The sequence below is a fragment of the Pseudomonas sp. 05T35 genome (assembly GCF_056396605.1).
The window spans coordinates 15042-33769 of record NZ_JBFTLU010000005.1; the positions used below are offsets into that span (position 1 = coordinate 15042).

Consider the following 18728-nt stretch of genomic DNA (forward strand, 5'->3'; position numbering starts at 1 on the left):
ATTCACAGGCCATTGGCAGCCTTGAACTCGCGACGGCGACGGTGCAGGACCGGCTCGGTGTAGCCGTTTGGCTGCTTGGTGCCTTCGATCACCAGTTCGACCGCCGCCTGGAAGGCGATGTTGCTGTCGAAGTTCGGTGCCAGCGGACGGTACAGCGGGTCGTTGGCGTTCTGGCGGTCAACCACCGRGGCCATGCGCTTGAGGGTTTCCAGCACCTGGGCTTCGCTGACGATGCCATGACGCAGCCAGTTGGCGATGTGCTGGCTGGAGATGCGCAACGTTGCACGGTCTTCCATCAGGCCGACGTCGTTGATGTCCGGTACTTTCGAACAGCCCACGCCCTGGTCGATCCAGCGCACCACATAACCGAGGATGCCCTGGGCGTTGTTGTCCAGTTCATTCTGGATCTGTTCCGCCGTCCAGTTGGGGTTGTTTGCCAGCGGGATGGTCAGGATGTCGTCCAGCGATGCGCGAGCGCGCTTGGCCAGTTCGGCCTGACGGGCGAACACATCAACCTTGTGGTAATGCAGCGCGTGCAGCGCAGCGGCGGTCGGCGAAGGCACCCAGGCGGTGTTGGCGCCGGCCAGCGGGTGAGCGATTTTCTGCTCGAGCATGGCGGCCATGAGGTCGGGCATGGCCCACATGCCTTTACCGATTTGCGCGCGACCTTGCAGGCCAGTGCTCAAACCGATGTCGACGTTCCAGTTTTCGTAGGCGCTGATCCACTTTTCAGCCTTCATGTCAGCCTTGCGCACCATCGCGCCGGCTTCCATGGACGTGTGGATTTCATCACCGGTACGGTCGAGGAAGCCGGTGTTGATGAAGACCACGCGCTCGCTGGCAGCCTTGATACAGGCCTTGAGGTTGACCGTGGTACGCCGCTCTTCGTCCATGATGCCGACTTTGAGGGTATTGCGCGGCAACTCGAGCACGTCTTCGATGCGCCCGAACAGTTCGTTGGTGAACGCCGCTTCTTCCGGACCGTGCATTTTCGGTTTAACGATGTAGACCGAACCGGTACGGCTGTTCTTGCGGGTGGTGTTGCCGTTAAGGCTGTGCAGCGCTGCGAGGTTGGTGACCAGGCCGTCGAGGATACCTTCCGGCACTTCGTTGCCATTCTTGTCGAGGATCGCGTCGATGGTCATCAAGTGGCCCACATTGCGCACGAACAACAGCGAGCGGCCGTGCAGGCTCAGTTCGCTACCGTCCGGGGCGGTGTAGGTGCGGTCGGCGTTCATGGTGCGGGTGAAGGTCTTGCCACCCTTGGCGACTTCTTCCGACAGATCGCCTTTCATCAGGCCGAGCCAGTTGCGGTAGATCACCACTTTGTCATCGGCATCGACGGCGGCCACGGAGTCTTCGCAGTCCATGATGGTGGTCAGTGCGGCTTCCATCAGCAGGTCTTTTACGCCGGCGGCGTCGGTCTGGCCGACCGGTGTGCTGGCGTCGATCTGGATTTCGAAATGCAGGCCGTTGTTTTTCAGCAGGATCGCGGTCGGCGCCGCCGCATCGCCGTGGAAGCCGATCAGCTGTGCGTCGTTGCGCAGGCCGCTGTTGCTGCCACCCTTGAGGCTGACAACCAGTTTGCCGTCAACGATCTTGTAGCCGGTGGAATCAACGTGAGAGCCGGCAGCCAAGGGCGCGGCTTCGTCGAGGAAGGCGCGGGCGAAGGCGATGACCTTGTCGCCGCGAACCTTGTTGTAACCTTTGCCTTTTTCCGCGCCGTCGGCCTCGCTGATGGCATCAGTGCCATACAGCGCGTCGTACAACGAACCCCAGCGGGCGTTCGAAGCGTTGAGGGCGAAGCGGGCGTTCATGACCGGAACCACCAGCTGTGGGCCGGCCATACAGGCGATTTCGTCGTCGACGTTTTGCGTCGTTGCCTGGAAATCGGCCGCTTCTGGCAGCAGATAACCGATGTCTTGCAAGAAGGCTTTGTAGGCCACAGCGTCATGCGCAAGACCAGCACGGGACTGGTGCCAGGCATCGATTTTCGCCTGGAGGTCGTCGCGTTTGGCGAGTAGGGCTTTGTTCTTCGGCGCCAGGTCGTGAATGACCTTGTCGGCACCGGCCCAGAACTTGTCGGCGGTGAGGCCGGAACCGGGAATGGCTTCGTTGTTCACGAAGTCGAACAGGACTTTGGCGACCTGCAGGCCACCGACTTGAACGTGTTCAGTCATTGCTTGCCTCACTCTGCTCAGCTATTTCGCTTTTCAGCTCTTCAATTTGACAATGAAGCCTCTGGCCATTTAAACCACAAACCCCTCTACCAGTACATGCCATTGCTGGCGGCTGGGTGGTTCCAATCAACGGCGTAAAGTCTTGCTGACGGGGCTTTGAGGGTTGCGATGGCGCCTGGGCAGACATCGATCCAACGTTATGTAGTGCGCGCTGCGGCATACTACATGATGAATTGCGGTTGTGAAAATTAGACTAATTACGTCGTTTAGCGACCCGGCCAGGCTGTCCGGTCACGCCGGGGGACAGGATGTTCTCAAAAAACTATTGGATTGTTCCAGATAAATCTAAAAACTTGTACACATAATATTGAATTCACTGCTATGGGGCTTTGATTTTTTTGCTGCCGCGCTGAATTGGGTCCCTTGCCTATACTTGCCTTTCTATAACAAAAGTCATGACAAGAGGGCTGCGCCATGGACCACCTCGTACTCACCGTATTCGCCCCGGACAAGCCCGGCCAGGTCGAGCGCATCGCCCAATGCATTGCCGAGCATGGTGGTAACTGGCTAGAGAGCCGCATGTCACGGATGGCCGGGCAGTTTGCCGGGATCCTTCGGGTGGGCGTGCCAGCCGAGGGTTATGACGAACTGGTCGATGCACTTCAGGCGTTGTCCGCTCAAGGGATTCGGGTGTTGATCGCCGAAAGCGGTATCGAACAATCCTGCACCTGGAAGCCGATTGCCATGGAGCTGGTCGGTAATGACCGACCAGGAATCGTCCGTGACATCACGCGTTTGCTGAGTGAGCAGGGGGTCAACCTTGAACGCTTGGTAACCGACGTACGCCCGGCGCCGATGAGCAGCGAGCCGCTGTTCCACGCCGAAGCGATTCTTGCGGTACCGCTGACCCTTTCCCTCGAGGTGCTGCAGTCGCGGCTGGAGACCTTGGCTGATGATTTGATGGTGGAGTTGGTACTGCGTAGCGAGCCGTAAAGCGGGAGGAAAGGTTATCCAAGTAAAGCGTGCACCTGCCTGTGGATAACCTGTAGAGACTCGACGCCAGCCCACGCCGGCCAAGGCTCTTCAGGAGTTGTTCAAAAAACCAGCAGTTTCAAGGGCTTGTGCACAAACGGCGGGGATCACGCTGTGGATAACCTTGGGAAGGATGCTTGCAGGCCACGTCGGTCGTGGCCTGCAAGGCTTTGTGCGTTTTTTGATCAGCGGCGACGACGCAAACTCATCCAGGCGTCGATGCTGTAAACCGCCAGACCTGCCCAGATAAACATGAAGGCCACCAGCGTGGTGGACGACAGATGCTCGCCGAACAGCAGTACGGCTTGCAGCAGCACCAGCGTTGGCGCCAGGTATTGCAGGAAGCCGAGGGTGGTGTAGGGCAGATGCCGAGCAGCAGCGTTGAAACAGACCAGCGGCACCAGCGTTRCCGGGCCGGCAGCGACCAGCCACCACGCTTCGGACGTAGTCCAGAACGCTGCTTGCGCGCTGGTAGCGGTTGGATTGAAGAGCAGCCAGGCAAGGGCAATCGGTACCAGCATCCAGGTTTCCACTACCAGCCCGGGCAATGCTTTGACCGGAGCCTGTTTGCGGATCAATCCGTAGAAGCCGAAGGTCAGCGCCAACACCAGCGACACCCACGGCAGGCTGCCGAGTTGCCAGACTTGCTGCGCGACGCCAACGGCGGCCAGCCCGACGGCGACCCATTGCAGACGTCTCAAGCGTTCGCCAAGGATCAGCATTCCCAGCAGCACGTTCACCAGCGGGTTGATGTAGTAACCGAGACTGGCCTCAAGCATGCGTCCGTTATTCACCGCCCAGACGTAGGTCAGCCAGTTGGCGGCAATCAATGTGCCGCTCAGCGCAAGGACTGCCAGCCGCCGTGGGTTCTCACGCAGTTCACGCCACCAGCCCGGATGCTTCCAGACCATCAGCAGCAAGGCGCCGAACAGCGCTGACCAAAGTACCCGGTGGATGATGATTTCTACGGCAGGTACGTCGGCGATGGCTTTGAAGTAGAGCGGGAATAATCCCCAGATGATGTAGGCACTCAGGCCCAATATGTACCCGCGACGCAGGTTGGCGGCTTGCATGCAGAATCCTTGCTTAGGCAGCTAACAAAGGGGGGATTGTAAGGAGATTTGTCAGCGGATGTCGTATCTGAATTGGTAAGGCATTTGTGAACACCAAATCCAGTGGGAGCGAGCCGGCTCGCTCCCACAAGGGGATAGTGGTGAATCAAAAGAGCTTCAACGGTTCTTCGTTTAGCGCTGCCAGTTGCTCGCGCAATGCCAGCACCTGGTCGCCCCAATAACGTTCGGTGCCAAACCACGGAAAACTATGGGGGAACGCCGGGTCATCCCAACGCCGGGCCAGCCACGCGCTGTAGTGCATCAGGCGCAAGGCACGCAGAGGTTCGATCAACGCCAGTTCACGCGGGTTGAAGTCGTGGAACTCGCTGTAGCCGTCCATCAGTTCCGACAACTGACCGAGACATTCCTGACGATCACCGGCGAGCATCATCCACAGGTCCTGCACCGCCGGCCCCATGCGACAGTCGTCGAGGTCGACGATGTGGAACATCTCGTCACGGCACATCATGTTGCCGGGGTGGCAATCACCGTGTATGCGAATGTTCTGGTGCGGCGTGTCTTTGTAGACTTCTTCCACGCGCTTAAGCAGGTCGCGGGCGACTGACTCGTAGGCTGGCAGCAAACTGCGCGGTATGAAGTTGCCTTCAAGCAAGGTGGTCAGCGAATCATGGCCGAAGTTTTTGACGCCCAGCACTTCGCGGTGTTCGAAGGGGCGGGTGGCGCCTACTGCGTGCAAGCGGCCAAGCAATTGTCCCAAACGGTAGAGCTGATCAAGATTGCCTGGCTCTGGCGCGCGACCGCCGCGGCGCGGGAACAGGGTGAAGCGGAAACCGGCGTGTTCGTGCAGGCTTTCACCGTTGTGAATCAACGGCGCAACGACAGGCACCTCGCACTCGGCGAGTTCGAAGGTGAAGCGGTGCTCTTCGAGAATGGCGGCGTTGGTCCAGCGTTGCGGACGGTAGAACTTGGCAATCAGCGGTTCGCCATCTTCGATGCCAACCTGATAAACACGGTTTTCATAACTGTTGAGCGCAAGGACGCGGGCGTCGCTGAGAAAGCCGATGCTTTCTACGGCGTCGAGCACCAGATCGGGGGTAAGTGTTTCAAACGGGTGAGACATGCTGACTCCTGCGCGCAGCAGGCTGCCGCGTCCGGCCAAACATGGTAGCGCAGACGAGGCGACTTTAGTGGTTGGGCTTGAGATGAGTGCTGATTTTACTGACGCCATCGCGAGCAGGCTCGCTCCCACAGGGTTACGTGTTCACAGATCCAATGTGGGAGCGAGCCTGCTCGCGATGGGGGCCAGGTCAGGCGCCGACGATCCCGCCGTCTTCCCGGGTAATCGCCATCACCGAGGAGCGCGGCTTGCCGTTAGGCAAATGCTCGGGGAAGGTCGACCCGCCGTTTTCCCCCGGATGCTGAATGCCGACAAACAAGGTCTTCTGGTCCGGTGAAAAACTGATGCCGGTCACTTCGCAACCGACCGGGCCGACCATGAAGCGGCGGATTTCACCGGTCGCAGGGTCAGCGCAGAGCATCTGATTATTGCCCATGCCCGCGAAGTCGCCGGCGTTGCTGTAGTCCCCGTCGCTGAGAATCCACAGCCGACCGGCCTTGTCGAAGCCCAAGCCATCCGGGCTGTTGAACATGTTGTGTGGCGTGATGTTCGACGAGCCGGCTTTCGCTGTCCCGGCGTGCACGGTCGGGTTGCCCGCCACCACGAACAGATCCCAGTCGAACGTCAGCGATGCGTGGTCGTCGCGATCGGTGCGCCAGCGCAGGATTTGCCCGTAGACGTTTTTCTCCCGTGGGTTGGGTCCGCCCACTGGTTGCCCGTCTTCGCCACGCTTGGCGTTGTTGGTCAGGGTGCAATAGACCTGGCCATCTTGTGGGCTGACCACGATCCACTCCGGGCGGTCCATACGCGTAGCGCCGACGACGCTGGCGGCCAGGCGCGCGTGAATCAGCACCTCGGCCTGATCGGCAAAACCGCTGCCAGCGTCGATGCCGTTCTTGCCGTGAGTCAGCTCGATCCACTGGCCCTGGCCTTTTGGATGGTCGGGGTTGCTGTCGCCGGCATCGAAACGAGCGACGTACAACGTGCCGTGGTCCAGCAGGTCATGGTTGGCTTTGGGAGTTGCGTGATTGATTTTGTCGCGGCTGACGAATTTGTAGATGAACTCGCCGCGCTCATCGTCGCCCATGTACACCACCGCACGACCGTCGTGGGTCTCGGCCAGGGCCGCGTTTTCGTGTTTGAAACGGCCAAGGGCGGTGCGCTTGATCGGGGTCGATTGCGGGTCGAACGGGTCGATTTCCACTACCCAGCCGTGACGGTTGAGTTCATTGGGGTTTTTTGCCAGGTCAAAACGCGGGTCGTGTTGATGCCAGTTGATCTCTTTGCTGGCGACCGATGCGCCATAGCGCTTTTGTGCGGCGTCGAATTTGTGCTCGGGATTGCTGCTGCCAAAGCAGTCGGTGAAGTTCTCTTCACAGGTCAGATAAGTACCCCAAGGCGTCTTGCCATTGGCGCAGTTCTGAAAAGTCCCGAACACTTTTTTGCCGGTCTTGTCAGCGGCGGTTTTCATCAGCTCATGGCCAGCGGCCGGGCCGCTCAACTGCAGCGGTGCATTGCCGTGGATTCGGCGGTTGTAGCGCGAGCCCTGAACGAATTGCCATTGGCCATTCTTGCGCTGCACTTCGATCACCGACACACCTTCGCAGGCCAGCGCTTTGCGCACTTCTTCGGCCGACTGCGGCATGCCGCCATGGGCGTAGAGGTAGCGATAGTTGGTGTATTCGTTGTTGATCGCCATCAGCGCGCGATTGTCGTCGCCGGGGAAGGCGAACAGGCTCATGCCATCGTTGTTGTCACCGAACTGGACTTCCTGGGCCTGGGCGCTGCCATTACCACTCGGGTCAAAGGCCGGACCGTCCTTGTGCAGCGGCTGGCCCCAACTGATCAGCACCGAGGACTTGTAACCCGGCGGCAGGGTGATGGTGTCGCTGGTGGCGGCGGCAATGCTGTCGAAGCCCAGCAATTTGCTCGAAGCTGCGCTGACACTGGTGGCCAGTGCGCTACGGCTCAGCAGGTTGCCACCGAGGAACATCGCCGCACCGCAAAGGGCGCCGGCGCTGATAAAACCACGACGACTGAGGCCGACGATTTTTTCGAGGTCGGTGGCTTGGTTTTCTTCTAATAGGCTCACATCAGGCTCCCTGCTGGTTTTTGCAGCCACCTTAAGGAGCGTCTATGACACAAATGTTGCAGTTTTGATCGGGGTGAGCATAGACCTGTAGCAGCTGCCGAAGGCTGCGTTCGGTGGCGACGCCGCCGCAAAAACCTGACACCGCGATTTTGAGTCTTTATTTGAGTCGAGAGGATTGTGACTGCTTCGCAGCCGAACGCAGCTTTCGGCAGCTGTTACAGAAAGCGCGCCAGGCTTGGGCTAGAGCGGTGTGCCGAGCAAAACATTGGAGGGCGAGAACTGTACCTGGACGGTTTTTTTGGCGCTCAAATCCAGGGTTTTCAGGTGCTGAGGCTCGGCCAGCGCGCATAGCGTCTGGCCATTGGGCAGGGCGATTCGGACTTCACTGGGGCCATCTTCGGCGTCGAGAATCTCCTCGACAGTGCCCTTCAGACAATTGTGTCCAGGTGTTGCAAGTTGTCCTGTGCCGAGCAAATCGAGCCAGCCGGCCTTGATCAGCGCCACCACCTCAGTGCCCGTTTCCAGTTCCAGGCGCAGGGTGCTGTCGTGGGTTATTTGCGCCTGAATGATCAGTCCCTCAGCCAGTTCCAGGCTGATCAGATCGTTATGGCCGTGAGTGTCGATGGCCGCGACGGTGCCATGCAGCTGATTGCGCGCGCTGGTCCTGAGCATCAGGCGTCCGAGCAAGTCGAGGTCACTGGCGTCTTCGGCAGCTTCCAGCACCTGTGCCTGCAAGGCTTGCAGGCGCTGATAAAGTCGCAGCACCCGTTCACCTTCACTGGACAGTTTTGCGCCACCACCGCCCTTGCCGCCGACGCTGCGTTCCACCAGCGGTTTCTGCGCCAGATTGTTCAACTCATCGATCGCATCCCACGCGGCTTTGTAGCTCAGCCCGGCGCTTTTTGCGGCGCGGGTGATCGAGCCTTGTTCGGCGATGTGTTGCAGCAAGGCGATGCGCTGCGGACGACGGACGATGTGTTGGGACAACAAAGTAGGCAAGGACATGGCAAGGGGCTGCGAGCGGGTAGTGATGGATTTGGACGTTGGCGGCTTGGCGCGTGAGAGTCAAGTCAGCTCCCCGGGTTTTGGCGTGCGCGCCAGGCAATAAACGTCGACCCGCGCTGCACCAGCCCCGATCAACAAGCGTGCCAGGCTTTGCGCGGTGGCGCCGGTGGTCAGCACGTCGTCGACCAACGCCAGGTGGCGGCCCTTGATCTGCGCGTTCGGTGTCAGCGCGAACGCCCTGAGCAAGTTCTGTTTGCGCGCCTTGGCGTCCAGATCCTGTTGCGCGGTGGTGTCCTGGGTACGTAATAGCAGGTTCTCATCGCAACTGATCTGCAGGCTGTCGCTGAGCCAGTGGGCGAGCATCGCGGCCTGGTTGTAACCTCGCTCGCGCAGCCGTTTGCGGGCCAAGGGCACCGGCACTAAAGCGTCAGGTCGTTCAAGGCCTTCATCGAAGTGGTGTTGCAGCGATTGAGCAAGAAGTTCTGCAAGTAAGCGGCCATATGGCCACTTTGCCCCATGCTTGAAGCGGGTGATCAAACTGTCGAGCGGGAAGCTATAGGTCCAGGGCGCGATCACCTGCTCGAAGGCCGGTGGCTCCTTCAAACACTGGCCGCACGTGAGGCCGGCCACGGGCAAAGGCAGGGCGCAGACCTGGCAATGGTCGCCGAGCCAGGGCAGCTCGGTTTCGCAGGGCGTGCAGATGGGTGTGGTGCCATCGGCCGGCTCTGAACAAAGCAAACAAAGTTGTTTATTGTTTAACCAGATGTAGACCGGTCCTACGTATCGTGGTTGACAGCGCATAGCTCTTCCTTAAATATGCCGAACATCCGTGTCGCGTCTGTGGATATTCCGTTCCACAGCCGCTTGCCAAGCATAAACAAGGAAACGCCCATGAGCGCCAGCACCACTGCAAACCTGCGTCATGACTGGTCTTTGGCCGAAGTCAAAGCACTCTTCGTTCAGCCATTCAACGACCTGTTGTTCCAGGCGCAGACGGTGCACCGCGCGCACTTCGACGCCAATCGCGTCCAGGTGTCGACCCTGCTGTCGATCAAAACCGGCGCTTGCCCGGAAGATTGCAAATATTGTCCGCAGTCCGGTCACTACAACACCGGCCTGGAAAAAGAAAAGCTGATGGAAGTGCAGAAGGTTCTTGAAGAGGCTGCTCGCGCCAAGGCTATCGGTTCGACCCGTTTCTGCATGGGCGCCGCCTGGAAGCATCCATCGGCCAAAGACATGCCGTATGTGCTGGAGATGGTCAAGGGCGTGAAGGCCATGGGCCTGGAAACCTGCATGACCCTCGGCCGCCTCGATCAGGATCAGACCGTAGCCCTGGCCGAAGCCGGCCTCGATTACTACAACCACAACCTTGATACCTCGCCGGAGTTCTACGGCAGCATCATCACTACCCGCACCTACAGCGAGCGCCTGCAAACCAGTCGGTGCCGATCAACATGCTGGTGAAAGTTGCCGGTACGCCGCTGGAAAATGCCGACGACATCGACCCGTTCGACTTCATCCGCATGCTCGCCGTCGCCCGTATCCTGATGCCGAAATCCCACGTGCGCCTGTCCGCCGGCCGCGAAGCGATGAACGAGCAGATGCAGGCCCTGGCGTTCTTTGCCGGTGCCAACTCGATTTTCTACGGTGAGAAATTGCTGACCACCGCCAACCCGCAGGCTGACAAGGACATGCAACTGTTCTCGCGCCTCGGCATCCTGCCGGAAGCGCGCGAAGAGCACGCCGATGAAGTGCATCAGGCGGCTATCGAGCAAGCGCTGGTCGAACAGAAAAGCAGCGAGCAGTTCTACAACGCCGCTGTTTGACGTCTCCACTGATCCTTCTGAAGGAATGCAAAACACTGTGGGAGCGAGCCTGCTCGCGATTGAGATGTAACAGCCAGCATCAATGTTGAATGTTATGACCTCATCGTCGGATCGCCGCCCGGAGCCGGCTCGCTCCCACAAGGTAATGCGACATTGCTTCTGAATTCTGACCCCGCGAGGCCTGCATGTCTTTCGATCTCGCCGCACGCCTTGCTGCCCGTCGTGCCGAAAACCTCTATCGCCAGCGTCCCTTGCTGGAGACCCCACAAGGTCCGCAAGTGGTGGTCGACGGCCAGCCATTGCTGGCGTTCTGTAATAACGACTACCTGGGTCTGGCCAATCATCCGCAAGTGATCGAAGCCTGGCGTGACGGCGCCGCCCGCTGGGGTGTCGGTGGCGGTGCTTCGCACCTGGTGATCGGCCATAGCAGTCCGCATCAAGCACTCGAAGAAGCCTTGGCCGACCTGACAGGGCGCCCGCGCGCGTTGCTGTTTACCACCGGCTACATGGCTAACCTGGGCGCGGTCACGGCGTTGGTCGGGCAGGGCGACACGGTGCTTGAAGACCGACTCAATCATGCGTCATTGCTTGATGCCGGGCTGTTGTCGGGGGCGCGCTTCAATCGTTATTTGCACAACGACGCGGTCAGCCTTGCCAAACGTCTGGAGAAGGCCACCGGCAATACGCTGGTGGTGACCGACGGGGTGTTCAGCATGGATGGCGATATTGCCGACCTGCCGGCGCTGGCTCGCGAGGCCAAGGCTAAAGGCGCGTGGCTGATGGTCGATGATGCCCACGGCTTTGGTCCCTTGGGCGCCAATGGCGGCGGGACCGTCGAGCACTTTGGTTTGAGTCTGGAGGATGTGCCGGTATTGGTCGGTACCTTGGGCAAAGCATTCGGCACCGCGGGCGCGTTTGTTGCGGGCAGCGATGACCTGATCGAAAGCCTGATCCAGTTCGCCCGACCGTACATTTACACCACCAGTCAGCCACCGGCCCTGGCGTGCGCGACCCTGAAAAGTCTTGAGTTGCTGCGTAGCGAACATTGGCGACGCGAGCACTTGAACGTGCTGATCCGCCAATTCCGAAAAGGTGCCGAGCAGATGGGTCTGGAGTTGATGGACAGCGCTACGCCGATCCAGCCGATCATGATCGGCGACGCCGGGCGCGCCATGCTTTTTTCGCAGATGCTGCGTCAGCGCGGGCTGATGGTGACCGCGATCCGCCCACCCACCGTGCCGGCCGGCAGTGCACGTTTGCGCGTGACCCTGACAGCGGCGCACAGCGAAGCGCAGGTGCAGCTATTGTTAGAAGGTCTGGCCGATTGTCTTCAGCAACTGGGAGCGGAGCCGAACCATGCGTGATCGTCTGATTCTGTTGCCCGGTTGGGGACTCGGCATTTCGCCGCTGGAGCCTTTGGCAGCGGCCTTGCAGGGGTTGGACGAACACCTGCGCGTCGAGATCGAACCACTGCCGGAACTGGAGTCGAGCGACCTCGATGAATGGCTAGACGAACTGGATTCGACTTTGCCCAAAGATGCCTGGCTCGGTGGCTGGTCGCTCGGCGGGATGCTCGCCTCAGAGCTCGCGGCTCGACGTGGCGAGCGTTGCTGCGGTTTGCTGACGTTGGCGAGTAACCCCTCTTTTGTGGCGCATGCCGAGTGGTCGAGCGCCATGCCGGGTGAGACCTTCGATGCGTTTCTGGCTGGGTGCAGCGCGGACCCTCGCATGACCCTCAAGCGCTTTAGCCTGCTCTGCGCCCAAGGTGCCGAAGACCCGCGCGGGTTGTCGCGCCTGTTGCTGGCGGGTGCGCCGAATACCCCGCAGGCGCAGTTGATGAGCGGGTTGGAAGTGCTCGCTCAACTGGACAATCGGCAAGCCTTGCAGGCTTTTCGAGGTCCGCAATTGCATCTGTTCGCCGGGCTCGACGGGTTGGTTCCTGCCGAAGCCGCCAGTGAGCTACTGGTGTTACTCCCCGATGTTGAAATTGGTCTGATTGAACAGGCCAGTCACGCGTTTCTTCTGGAAGATCCCCACGGTGTGGCGGGGGCTATCCAGGCCTTTTTGCATGAGTCCGGTGATGACTGATTTAGCCCTTCCCAACCTGCCCGGAGGCTTGCCTGACAAGCGTCAGGTCGCGGCATCCTTTTCCCGTGCAGCGGCCAGCTATGACAGTGTTGCCGAATTACAGCGGGCTGTCGGTAGTGAATTGCTGGGGCGTTTGCCGACTGATCGAACGCCCGCTCGCTGGCTGGATCTGGGCTGTGGCACAGGGTATTTCAGCCGTGTGCTGGGTGAGCGATTCAACGCCAGCGAAGGGCTGGCGCTGGATATCGCGCAAGGCATGCTCAAGCACGCACAGCCCTTGGGCGGTGCGACACATTTTATTGCTGGCGATGCTGAGCGCTTGCCGTTGCAGGACGTGAGCTGCGACCTGGTGTTTTCCAGCCTGGCGGTGCAGTGGTGCGCCGATTTCAGGGCGGTGCTGAGCGAGGCCAAGCGGGTTCTGAAACCTGGCGGTGTGTTGGCGTTTGCCAGTCTCTGTGTGGGGACGCTGTATGAATTGCGCGACAGTTGGCGCCAGGTCGATGGCTTGGTGCACGTCAACCGCTTCCGCGAGTTCAGCACGTATCAACAGCTGTGTGCGGCCAGCGGCATGAACGTGATCAGTCTGCAAAGTTGCCCGCACGTACTGCATTACCCGGATGTGCGTAGCCTGACTCACGAACTCAAGGCCTTGGGCGCGCATAATCTTAATCCTGGTCGGCCGGGCGGGCTGACAGGTCGGGCGCGGATCATGGGTTTGATCGACGCCTATGAGCAATTTCGTCAGGCGCAAGGGCTGCCCGCGACTTATCAGGTGGTTTACGCCGTGTTGGAGAAGCCACTATGAGCGCAGCCTATTTCATCACCGGTACCGATACCGATGTCGGCAAGACCACCATCGCCGCTGGCCTGCTGCACGCCGCGCGGCTGGCGGGGTTGAGCACGGCAGCCGGGAAGCCTGTGGCGTCCGGCTGCGAGGTGACACCCAAAGGATTGCGCAATGCCGACGCGTTGGCGCTGTTGGCGCAATGTTCGTTGCCGCTGACCTATGCCGAGGTCAATCCGGTGGCCTTCGAGCCGGCCATCGCACCGCATCTGGCTGCACGTGAGGCGGGGTTCGCGCTGACGGTCCAGTCGTTGCTGGTGCCGATGCGGCACATAGTGGACATGCAGGCCGATTTCACCTTGATCGAAGGCGCGGGTGGCTGGCGGGTGCCATTGGCTGATCAGGACAATCTCTCGGATCTGGCAATGGCGCTGGGGTTGCCGGTGATTCTGGTGGTTGGCGTGCGTCTGGGCTGTATCAATCATGCGTTGCTGACAGCCGAGGCAATTGCCCGGGACGGTTTGCAACTGGCGGGTTGGGTGGCCAACATCATTGACCCCAAGACGTCGCGGCTGGAAGAGAACCTCGCCACGTTGGCAGAACGGCTGCCGGCACCGTGTCTGGGGCGGGTGCCGAAACTCAAACTGGTCACGGCAGAAGCGGTGGCAGAACATCTTCAGCTGGATTTGCTGGACTAGGTTTTGCCTATGACAAGGCACTGTGCCATTAGTGTTTTTGTCGGGCCTTTTGACGGTGTCTCTGGTTCAATGAGCGCTGTTTATCCTTTGCAGGATGGAGTTGCGCCATGGACATTTCGGGAAGCACCGCGTTTTATGCAGGTCTGAGTTCCATTCAGGCTGGGCAGAACCGTGTCGATCAGGCGGCGAGCCAGATCGCCGGCACCACTGTCGATCGTTCAGCCTCCAGCCAGTCCTCCGACGCTCAGATCGACCGCTTGCGCTCGGTCGATCGCAGCCAGCAATCGAATCTGGCCAGTAATATGGTCGATATGTCCCAAGGCAAGATCCAGGCAGAGCTTGGCGTCAAAGTCGCCAAGGCTTCTGACGAAATGCTCGGTACATTGATCGATACTTTCGCTTGATCCCTCGCTGAACCTGTTTACCTGAACACCGCCCCTGGCTCGGTGTTCTGTCGGGCACGTCCTTCTCGTTCAACTAATCTTTCCTACACGGTTTGTTGCTTTGCGCACCGGCTGTGGGCCTTTGCGTGTGCGCTATTCATATGGGTCATGACGAACGGCAAAAGATCGACGCTTGACAAGATTTCGGCGTAAACGTATGTTTCAAACAACTGTTTGACCGTCACAACAATTCATTGCGGTCGTTCATTCCCGGTTACATCAGCAGAGGTTTATCGCTATGCCTGACTACAAGGCCCCCTTGCGTGATATTCGCTTCGTTCGTGACGAACTGCTCGGCTACGAAGCGCACTATCAGAGCCTTCCGGCTTGCCAGGACGCTACCCCGGACATGGTTGACGCCATTCTCGAGGAAGGCGCCAAGTTTTGTGAGCAGGTGCTGGCTCCGCTGAACCGCGTGGGTGACACCGAAGGCTGCACCTGGAGCGAGTCCGGCGTTAAGACCCCGACTGGCTTCAAAGAAGCCTACAAACAATTCGTCGAAGGCGGCTGGCCAAGTCTGGCCCACGACGTAGAGCACGGTGGCCAAGGCCTGCCGGAGTCTCTGGGTCTGGCTGTGAGTGAGATGGTCGGTGAAGCCAACTGGTCGTGGGGCATGTACCCAGGCCTGTCTCATGGCGCGATGAACACCATTTCCGAACACGGTACGCCAGAGCAGCAAGAGGCTTACCTGACCAAACTGGTGTCCGGCGAATGGACCGGCACCATGTGCCTGACCGAACCACATTGCGGCACGGACCTGGGCATGCTGCGCACCAAGGCCGAGCCTCAGGCTGATGGTTCCTACAAGGTTTCCGGTACCAAGATCTTCATCTCGGCCGGTGAACACGACATGGCCGACAACATCGTCCACATCGTTCTGGCTCGCCTGCCGGATGCGCCTGCTGGCACCAAAGGTATTTCGCTGTTCATCGTTCCAAAGTTCCTGCCGAACGCTGACGACAGCATCGGTGCACGCAACGCCGTGAGCTGTGGGTCCCTGGAACACAAAATGGGCATCCACGGTAACGCCACCTGCGTGATGAACTTCGACGCGGCCACCGGTTTCCTGATCGGCCCGGCAAACAAAGGCCTGAACTGCATGTTCACCTTTATGAACACCGCACGTCTGGGTACGGCCCTGCAAGGTCTGGCTCACGCCGAGATCGGCTTCCAGGGCGGTCTGAAATACGCTCGCGATCGTTTGCAAATGCGCTCCCTGACTGGCCCGAAAGCGCCGGACAAAGCCGCTGACCCAATCATCGTTCACCCTGATGTGCGTCGTATGCTGTTGACCATGAAGGCCTTCGCCGAAGGCAACCGTGCGATGGTTTACTTCACTGCCAAGCAGGTCGACATCGTCAAGTACGGCGTGGATTTCGAGGCGAAGAAGAAAGCCGACGCACTGCTGGCGTTCATGACGCCGATCGCCAAAGCCTTCATGACTGAAGTCGGCTTTGAATCCGCTAACCACGGTGTGCAGATCTACGGCGGCCACGGCTTCATCGCCGAGTGGGGCATGGAGCAGAACGTTCGCGACAGCCGTATTTCGATGCTGTACGAAGGCACCACCGGTATCCAGGCGCTCGACCTGCTGGGCCGTAAAGTGCTGATGACTCAAGGCGAGGCTCTGAAAGGCTTCACCAAGATCGTCCACAAGTTCTGCCAGACCAACGAAGGCAACGAAGCGGTCAAAGAGTTTGTCGAGCCGTTGGCAGCACTGAACAAGGAATGGGGCGAGCTGACCATGAAGGTCGGTATGGCCGCGATGAAAGATCGCGAGGAAGTCGGCGCCGCGTCGGTGGACTACCTGATGTACTCCGGTTACGCCTGCCTGGCCTATTTCTGGGCTGACATGGCGCGCCTGGCTGCCGAGAAACTGGCTGCCGGCACCACCGAAGAGGCGTTCTACACCGCCAAGCTGCAGACCGCGCGCTTCTACTTCCAGCGCATCCTGCCGCGTACCCGCACTCACGTTGCAACCATGCTGTCGGGTGCCAACAACCTGATGGACATGAAAGAAGAAGACTTCGCACTGGGCTACTAAGTCCCGCGGAGTGCTTCAAACAGCCGCTGCTTCTTCGGGAGCAGCGGCTTTTTTCTGCCCGCTGAAAACGGCTGCAAATATTCCCGACTAAAACGCTAAGTAGAACGCTTTTGCTGCCGTTAAAGAGTGTGCGGTGTGATGTACGTCACATTGCATGTGCTTAATTGTCAGGAATGCAGGCACAATGCCATCTATTGATTTGCCGGGCCGGAGCTCTACCCTTGCCGCGTTCTTCCGCTGTACGTCTCAGTCACTTTTTGCCCTCATTACTGTTGTTGCTTGCGGGGCTTGCGGCTGCCTACGTCAAGGACCTCAACGTCTTTTTCACCTCGCTGTTCAACGTGCTGCCAACCCTGGTGCTATTGCTCGGCGGTTCGTACTGCGCGGTTTACCGACGTCAACGTGAACTGTTTCTGATGGTCACGGTGTACATCGCCTACTACCTGCTCGACACCCAAACCGATTACTACCGTGATTACGGCAAGGTGCGTGACGACGCGGCGGTGGTTTTCCATCTCTGCTGTTTGCTGCTGCCTTTGCTGTACGGGCTGTTTGCTGCCTGGCAGGAACGTACCCACCTGTTTCAGGACATGGTCGCGCGTTTCGCGGTGTTGGTGGCATTCGGCAGTGTTGCACTGGGGTTAGAGCAGAGTTACCCACAGGCGTTGTTGATGTGGCTGTCGGAAATACGCTGGCCGGCATTGCATGGTGCCTGGATGAGTTTGATCCAGTTGTCCTATCCGGTGTTCCTCGCGTCCTTTCTGCTGTTGGCGTATCAATACTGGCGCAACCCGCGGCCGTTGCATGCGGCGCAATTGGTGGGTTTGCTCGGACTGTTCTGGATGTTGCCCAAGACCTTCATCCTGCCGTTTACCCTGAACATCATGTGCAGCCAGGTGATGTTGATGATTGCTGCGGCGGTTGCCCACGAAGCCTATCAAATGGCTTTTCGTGATGAGCTGACCGGCCTGCCGGGGCGTCGCGCCTTGAACGAGCGCATGCAGCGTCTGGGCCGCAACTATGTGTTGGCCATGAGCGACGTTGACCATTTCAAGAAATTCAACGACACCCACGGGCACGATGTCGGCGACCAGGTGTTGCGGTTGGTGGCCAGCAAGTTGTCGAAGATCGGCGGCGGTGGCCGGGCGTATCGTTACGGGGGCGAGGAGTTCGCCTTGGTGTTCGCCGCCAAAACGCTCGAAGAGTGCATGCCGCATCTGGAAGTTATCCGTGAGTCGATTGCCACCTACAACATTCAGTTGCGCAATCAGGACAGCCGTCCGCAAGACGATCAGCAAGGTCGGCAACGCCGTGCGGGCTCTGGTGCCTCAAGCGTTTCGGTCACGGTGAGCATCGGTGTCGCCGAGCGACTGGAGCAGCGGACCCCGGAAGAAGTCCTGAAATCCGCAGACCAGGCGCTCTACAGCGCCAAGGGTGCAGGGCGAAACTGCGTGRTGGCATTCGGGCAAAGCCGCCGTGGTGCGGTGCGTATGGACGGCGCTGCGGGTTAGTGGTGAACGTACATTCAGCGTCTGGGCTGTGATTGTTCGAGGCCATTCGCGGCGGCAGGTTTGAATGATCTGCTGACGGAGAAACGACCAGCCCGAGTACAAGCCTCTCCCTGCGCGACAGCGCTGCCTCTGAAAGATCGCAGCCTGCGGCAACTCCTACAATACAGATGGGCCTGTAGGAGTTGCCGCAGGCTGCGATCTTTTTTTTCAGTGACCAAAAATTACAAATAGGTCACTAGCTGACCCTATGTATCGTAAAAGTTGTTCGGGTACACTCAAGACCTTGCTGAAATCCGATCCTACGAATCACTTTTCAAGTTCTCACGAGGTTTGCCATGGCTGACTACAAAGCGCCCTTGCGCGATATGCGCTTCGTCCTCAATGAAGTTTTCGAGGTTGCCAAACTGTGGGCTGAACTGCCCGCCCTGGCCGACACCGTCGATGCCGAGACCGTCGAGGCGATCCTTGAGGAGGCCGGCAAAGTCACCAGCAAAAGTATTGCGCCGCTGAGCCGTGCTGCCGACGAAGAAGGTTGTCACTGGAGCAACGGTGCCGTTACCACACCAGCAGGTTTCCCACAGGCATATCAGACTTATGCTGAAGGCGGTTGGGTCGGTGTCGGTGGTGATCCGTCCTACGGTGGCATGGGCATGCCGAAAGCGGTTTCGGCTCAGGTCGAAGAAATGGTCAACTCTGCCAGCCTGTCATTCGGTCTGTACCCGATGCTGACTGCCGGGGCTTGCCTGTCGATCAACGCTCACGCCAGTGAAGAACTTAAAGCCGCTTACCTGCCAAACATGTACGCCGGTGTCTGGGCAGGCTCCATGTGCCTGAC

At 59.4% G+C, this 18728-nt stretch carries 15 protein-coding genes and 1 pseudogene; 10 read left to right on the top strand and 6 right to left on the bottom strand.

The window, feature by feature from the left end; all coding sequences use genetic code 11:
* Nucleotides 1-2: 2 nt before the first annotated feature.
* Nucleotides 3-2180 (bottom strand): malate synthase G, encoded by a 2178-nt coding sequence (locus AC1DH9_RS00825; RefSeq protein ID WP_477807658.1) that lies wholly within the window; start codon nucleotides 2178-2180, stop codon nucleotides 3-5.
* Between the two features lie 474 nt (nucleotides 2181-2654).
* Here AC1DH9_RS00825 and AC1DH9_RS00830 point away from each other — a divergent pair, with 474 nt between their 5' ends.
* Entirely contained in the window at nucleotides 2655-3173 is a 519-nt protein-coding gene (locus tag AC1DH9_RS00830; RefSeq protein WP_427545607.1) for a glycine cleavage system transcriptional repressor, read from the top strand.
* A 224-nt stretch (nucleotides 3174-3397) separates the two neighbouring features.
* Here AC1DH9_RS00830 and rarD read toward each other — a convergent pair whose 3' ends face one another.
* The 5 genes from rarD to AC1DH9_RS00855 all read right to left on the bottom strand — a co-directional run bounded on the left by rarD (nucleotide 3398) and on the right by AC1DH9_RS00855 (nucleotide 9300).
* Complete coding sequence (gene rarD, locus AC1DH9_RS00835; RefSeq protein ID WP_477807659.1) at nucleotides 3398-4285, bottom strand: EamA family transporter RarD; 888 nt, start codon at nucleotides 4283-4285, stop codon at nucleotides 3398-3400.
* A gap of 145 nt (nucleotides 4286-4430) precedes the next feature.
* Nucleotides 4431-5405 carry a serine/threonine protein kinase gene (locus AC1DH9_RS00840; RefSeq protein WP_427532489.1) on the bottom strand — a complete coding sequence of 325 codons (975 nt, stop codon included), beginning with the start codon at nucleotides 5403-5405 and terminating at the stop codon, nucleotides 4431-4433.
* Between the two features lie 187 nt (nucleotides 5406-5592).
* Nucleotides 5593-7494 (bottom strand): PhoX family protein, encoded by a 1902-nt coding sequence (locus AC1DH9_RS00845; protein ID WP_427545611.1) that lies wholly within the window; start codon nucleotides 7492-7494, stop codon nucleotides 5593-5595.
* A 240-nt stretch (nucleotides 7495-7734) separates the two neighbouring features.
* A complete protein-coding gene (locus AC1DH9_RS00850) occupies nucleotides 7735-8499 on the bottom strand; it encodes a TOBE domain-containing protein (protein WP_427545613.1) in 765 nt (254 codons plus the stop codon).
* Between the two features lie 60 nt (nucleotides 8500-8559).
* The gene (locus AC1DH9_RS00855) at nucleotides 8560-9300 is read right to left on the bottom strand and encodes a ComF family protein (protein WP_427545615.1); all 741 of its coding nucleotides are present in this window, start codon (nucleotides 9298-9300) and stop codon (nucleotides 8560-8562) included.
* Between the two features lie 90 nt (nucleotides 9301-9390).
* Between AC1DH9_RS00855 and AC1DH9_RS00860 the strand changes: the two are divergent.
* The 9 genes and pseudogenes from AC1DH9_RS00860 to AC1DH9_RS00900 form a co-directional block, all read left to right on the top strand.
* A pseudogene (locus tag AC1DH9_RS00860) lies at nucleotides 9391-10325 on the top strand (biotin synthase BioB).
* Between the two features lie 185 nt (nucleotides 10326-10510).
* The gene (gene bioF, locus AC1DH9_RS00865) at nucleotides 10511-11689 is read left to right on the top strand and encodes an 8-amino-7-oxononanoate synthase (protein WP_427532481.1); all 1179 of its coding nucleotides are present in this window, start codon (nucleotides 10511-10513) and stop codon (nucleotides 11687-11689) included.
* Entirely contained in the window at nucleotides 11682-12413 is a 732-nt protein-coding gene (locus tag AC1DH9_RS00870; RefSeq protein WP_427532479.1) for an alpha/beta fold hydrolase, read from the top strand. Before bioF ends, AC1DH9_RS00870 begins: the two co-directional genes overlap by 8 nt.
* Nucleotides 12406-13218 carry a malonyl-ACP O-methyltransferase BioC gene (bioC, locus tag AC1DH9_RS00875; protein ID WP_427545617.1) on the top strand — a complete coding sequence of 271 codons (813 nt, stop codon included), beginning with the start codon at nucleotides 12406-12408 and terminating at the stop codon, nucleotides 13216-13218. The genes AC1DH9_RS00870 and bioC overlap by 8 nt, the downstream gene beginning before the upstream one ends.
* Nucleotides 13215-13895, top strand: coding sequence for a dethiobiotin synthase (gene bioD / locus AC1DH9_RS00880; protein WP_054594344.1), 681 nt, complete (start codon nucleotides 13215-13217; stop codon nucleotides 13893-13895). The genes bioC and bioD overlap by 4 nt, the downstream gene beginning before the upstream one ends.
* 107 nt (nucleotides 13896-14002) lie before the next feature.
* Nucleotides 14003-14299: a hypothetical protein gene (locus AC1DH9_RS00885; RefSeq protein WP_054594343.1), complete on the top strand. Its 297-nt coding sequence runs from the start codon at nucleotides 14003-14005 to the stop codon at nucleotides 14297-14299.
* A 277-nt stretch (nucleotides 14300-14576) separates the two neighbouring features.
* Nucleotides 14577-16382: a phenylacyl-CoA dehydrogenase gene (locus AC1DH9_RS00890; protein WP_477807660.1), complete on the top strand. Its 1806-nt coding sequence runs from the start codon at nucleotides 14577-14579 to the stop codon at nucleotides 16380-16382.
* A gap of 221 nt (nucleotides 16383-16603) precedes the next feature.
* Nucleotides 16604-17893, top strand: a complete 1290-nt coding sequence (locus tag AC1DH9_RS00895; protein ID WP_477807661.1) for a GGDEF domain-containing protein — start codon at nucleotides 16604-16606, stop codon at nucleotides 17891-17893.
* A gap of 335 nt (nucleotides 17894-18228) precedes the next feature.
* Nucleotides 18229-18728, top strand: a 500-nt coding sequence (locus AC1DH9_RS00900; protein ID WP_477807662.1) for an acyl-CoA dehydrogenase family protein, incomplete at its 3' end; no start/stop codon positions are given.

Excerpts from the sequence above, each read along its gene's own strand:
- AC1DH9_RS00830 (WP_427545607.1), top strand. The coding sequence starts at position 2,655 with ATGGACCACCTCGTACTCACCGTATTCGCCCCGGACAAGCCCGGCCAG.
- AC1DH9_RS00870 (WP_427532479.1), top strand. The coding sequence starts at position 11,682 with ATGCGTGATCGTCTGATTCTGTTGCCCGGTTGGGGACTCGGCATTTCG.
- bioC (WP_427545617.1), top strand. The coding sequence starts at position 12,406 with ATGACTGATTTAGCCCTTCCCAACCTGCCCGGAGGCTTGCCTGACAAG.
- AC1DH9_RS00855 (WP_427545615.1), bottom strand. The coding sequence starts at position 9,300 with ATGCGCTGTCAACCACGATACGTAGGACCGGTCTACATCTGGTTAAAC.
- AC1DH9_RS00840 (WP_427532489.1), bottom strand. The coding sequence starts at position 5,405 with ATGTCTCACCCGTTTGAAACACTTACCCCCGATCTGGTGCTCGACGCC.
- AC1DH9_RS00890 (WP_477807660.1), top strand. The coding sequence starts at position 14,577 with ATGCCTGACTACAAGGCCCCCTTGCGTGATATTCGCTTCGTTCGTGAC.
- bioF (WP_427532481.1), top strand. The coding sequence starts at position 10,511 with ATGTCTTTCGATCTCGCCGCACGCCTTGCTGCCCGTCGTGCCGAAAAC.
- bioD (WP_054594344.1), top strand. The coding sequence starts at position 13,215 with ATGAGCGCAGCCTATTTCATCACCGGTACCGATACCGATGTCGGCAAG.
- AC1DH9_RS00885 (WP_054594343.1), top strand. The coding sequence starts at position 14,003 with ATGGACATTTCGGGAAGCACCGCGTTTTATGCAGGTCTGAGTTCCATT.
- AC1DH9_RS00850 (WP_427545613.1), bottom strand. The coding sequence starts at position 8,499 with ATGTCCTTGCCTACTTTGTTGTCCCAACACATCGTCCGTCGTCCGCAG.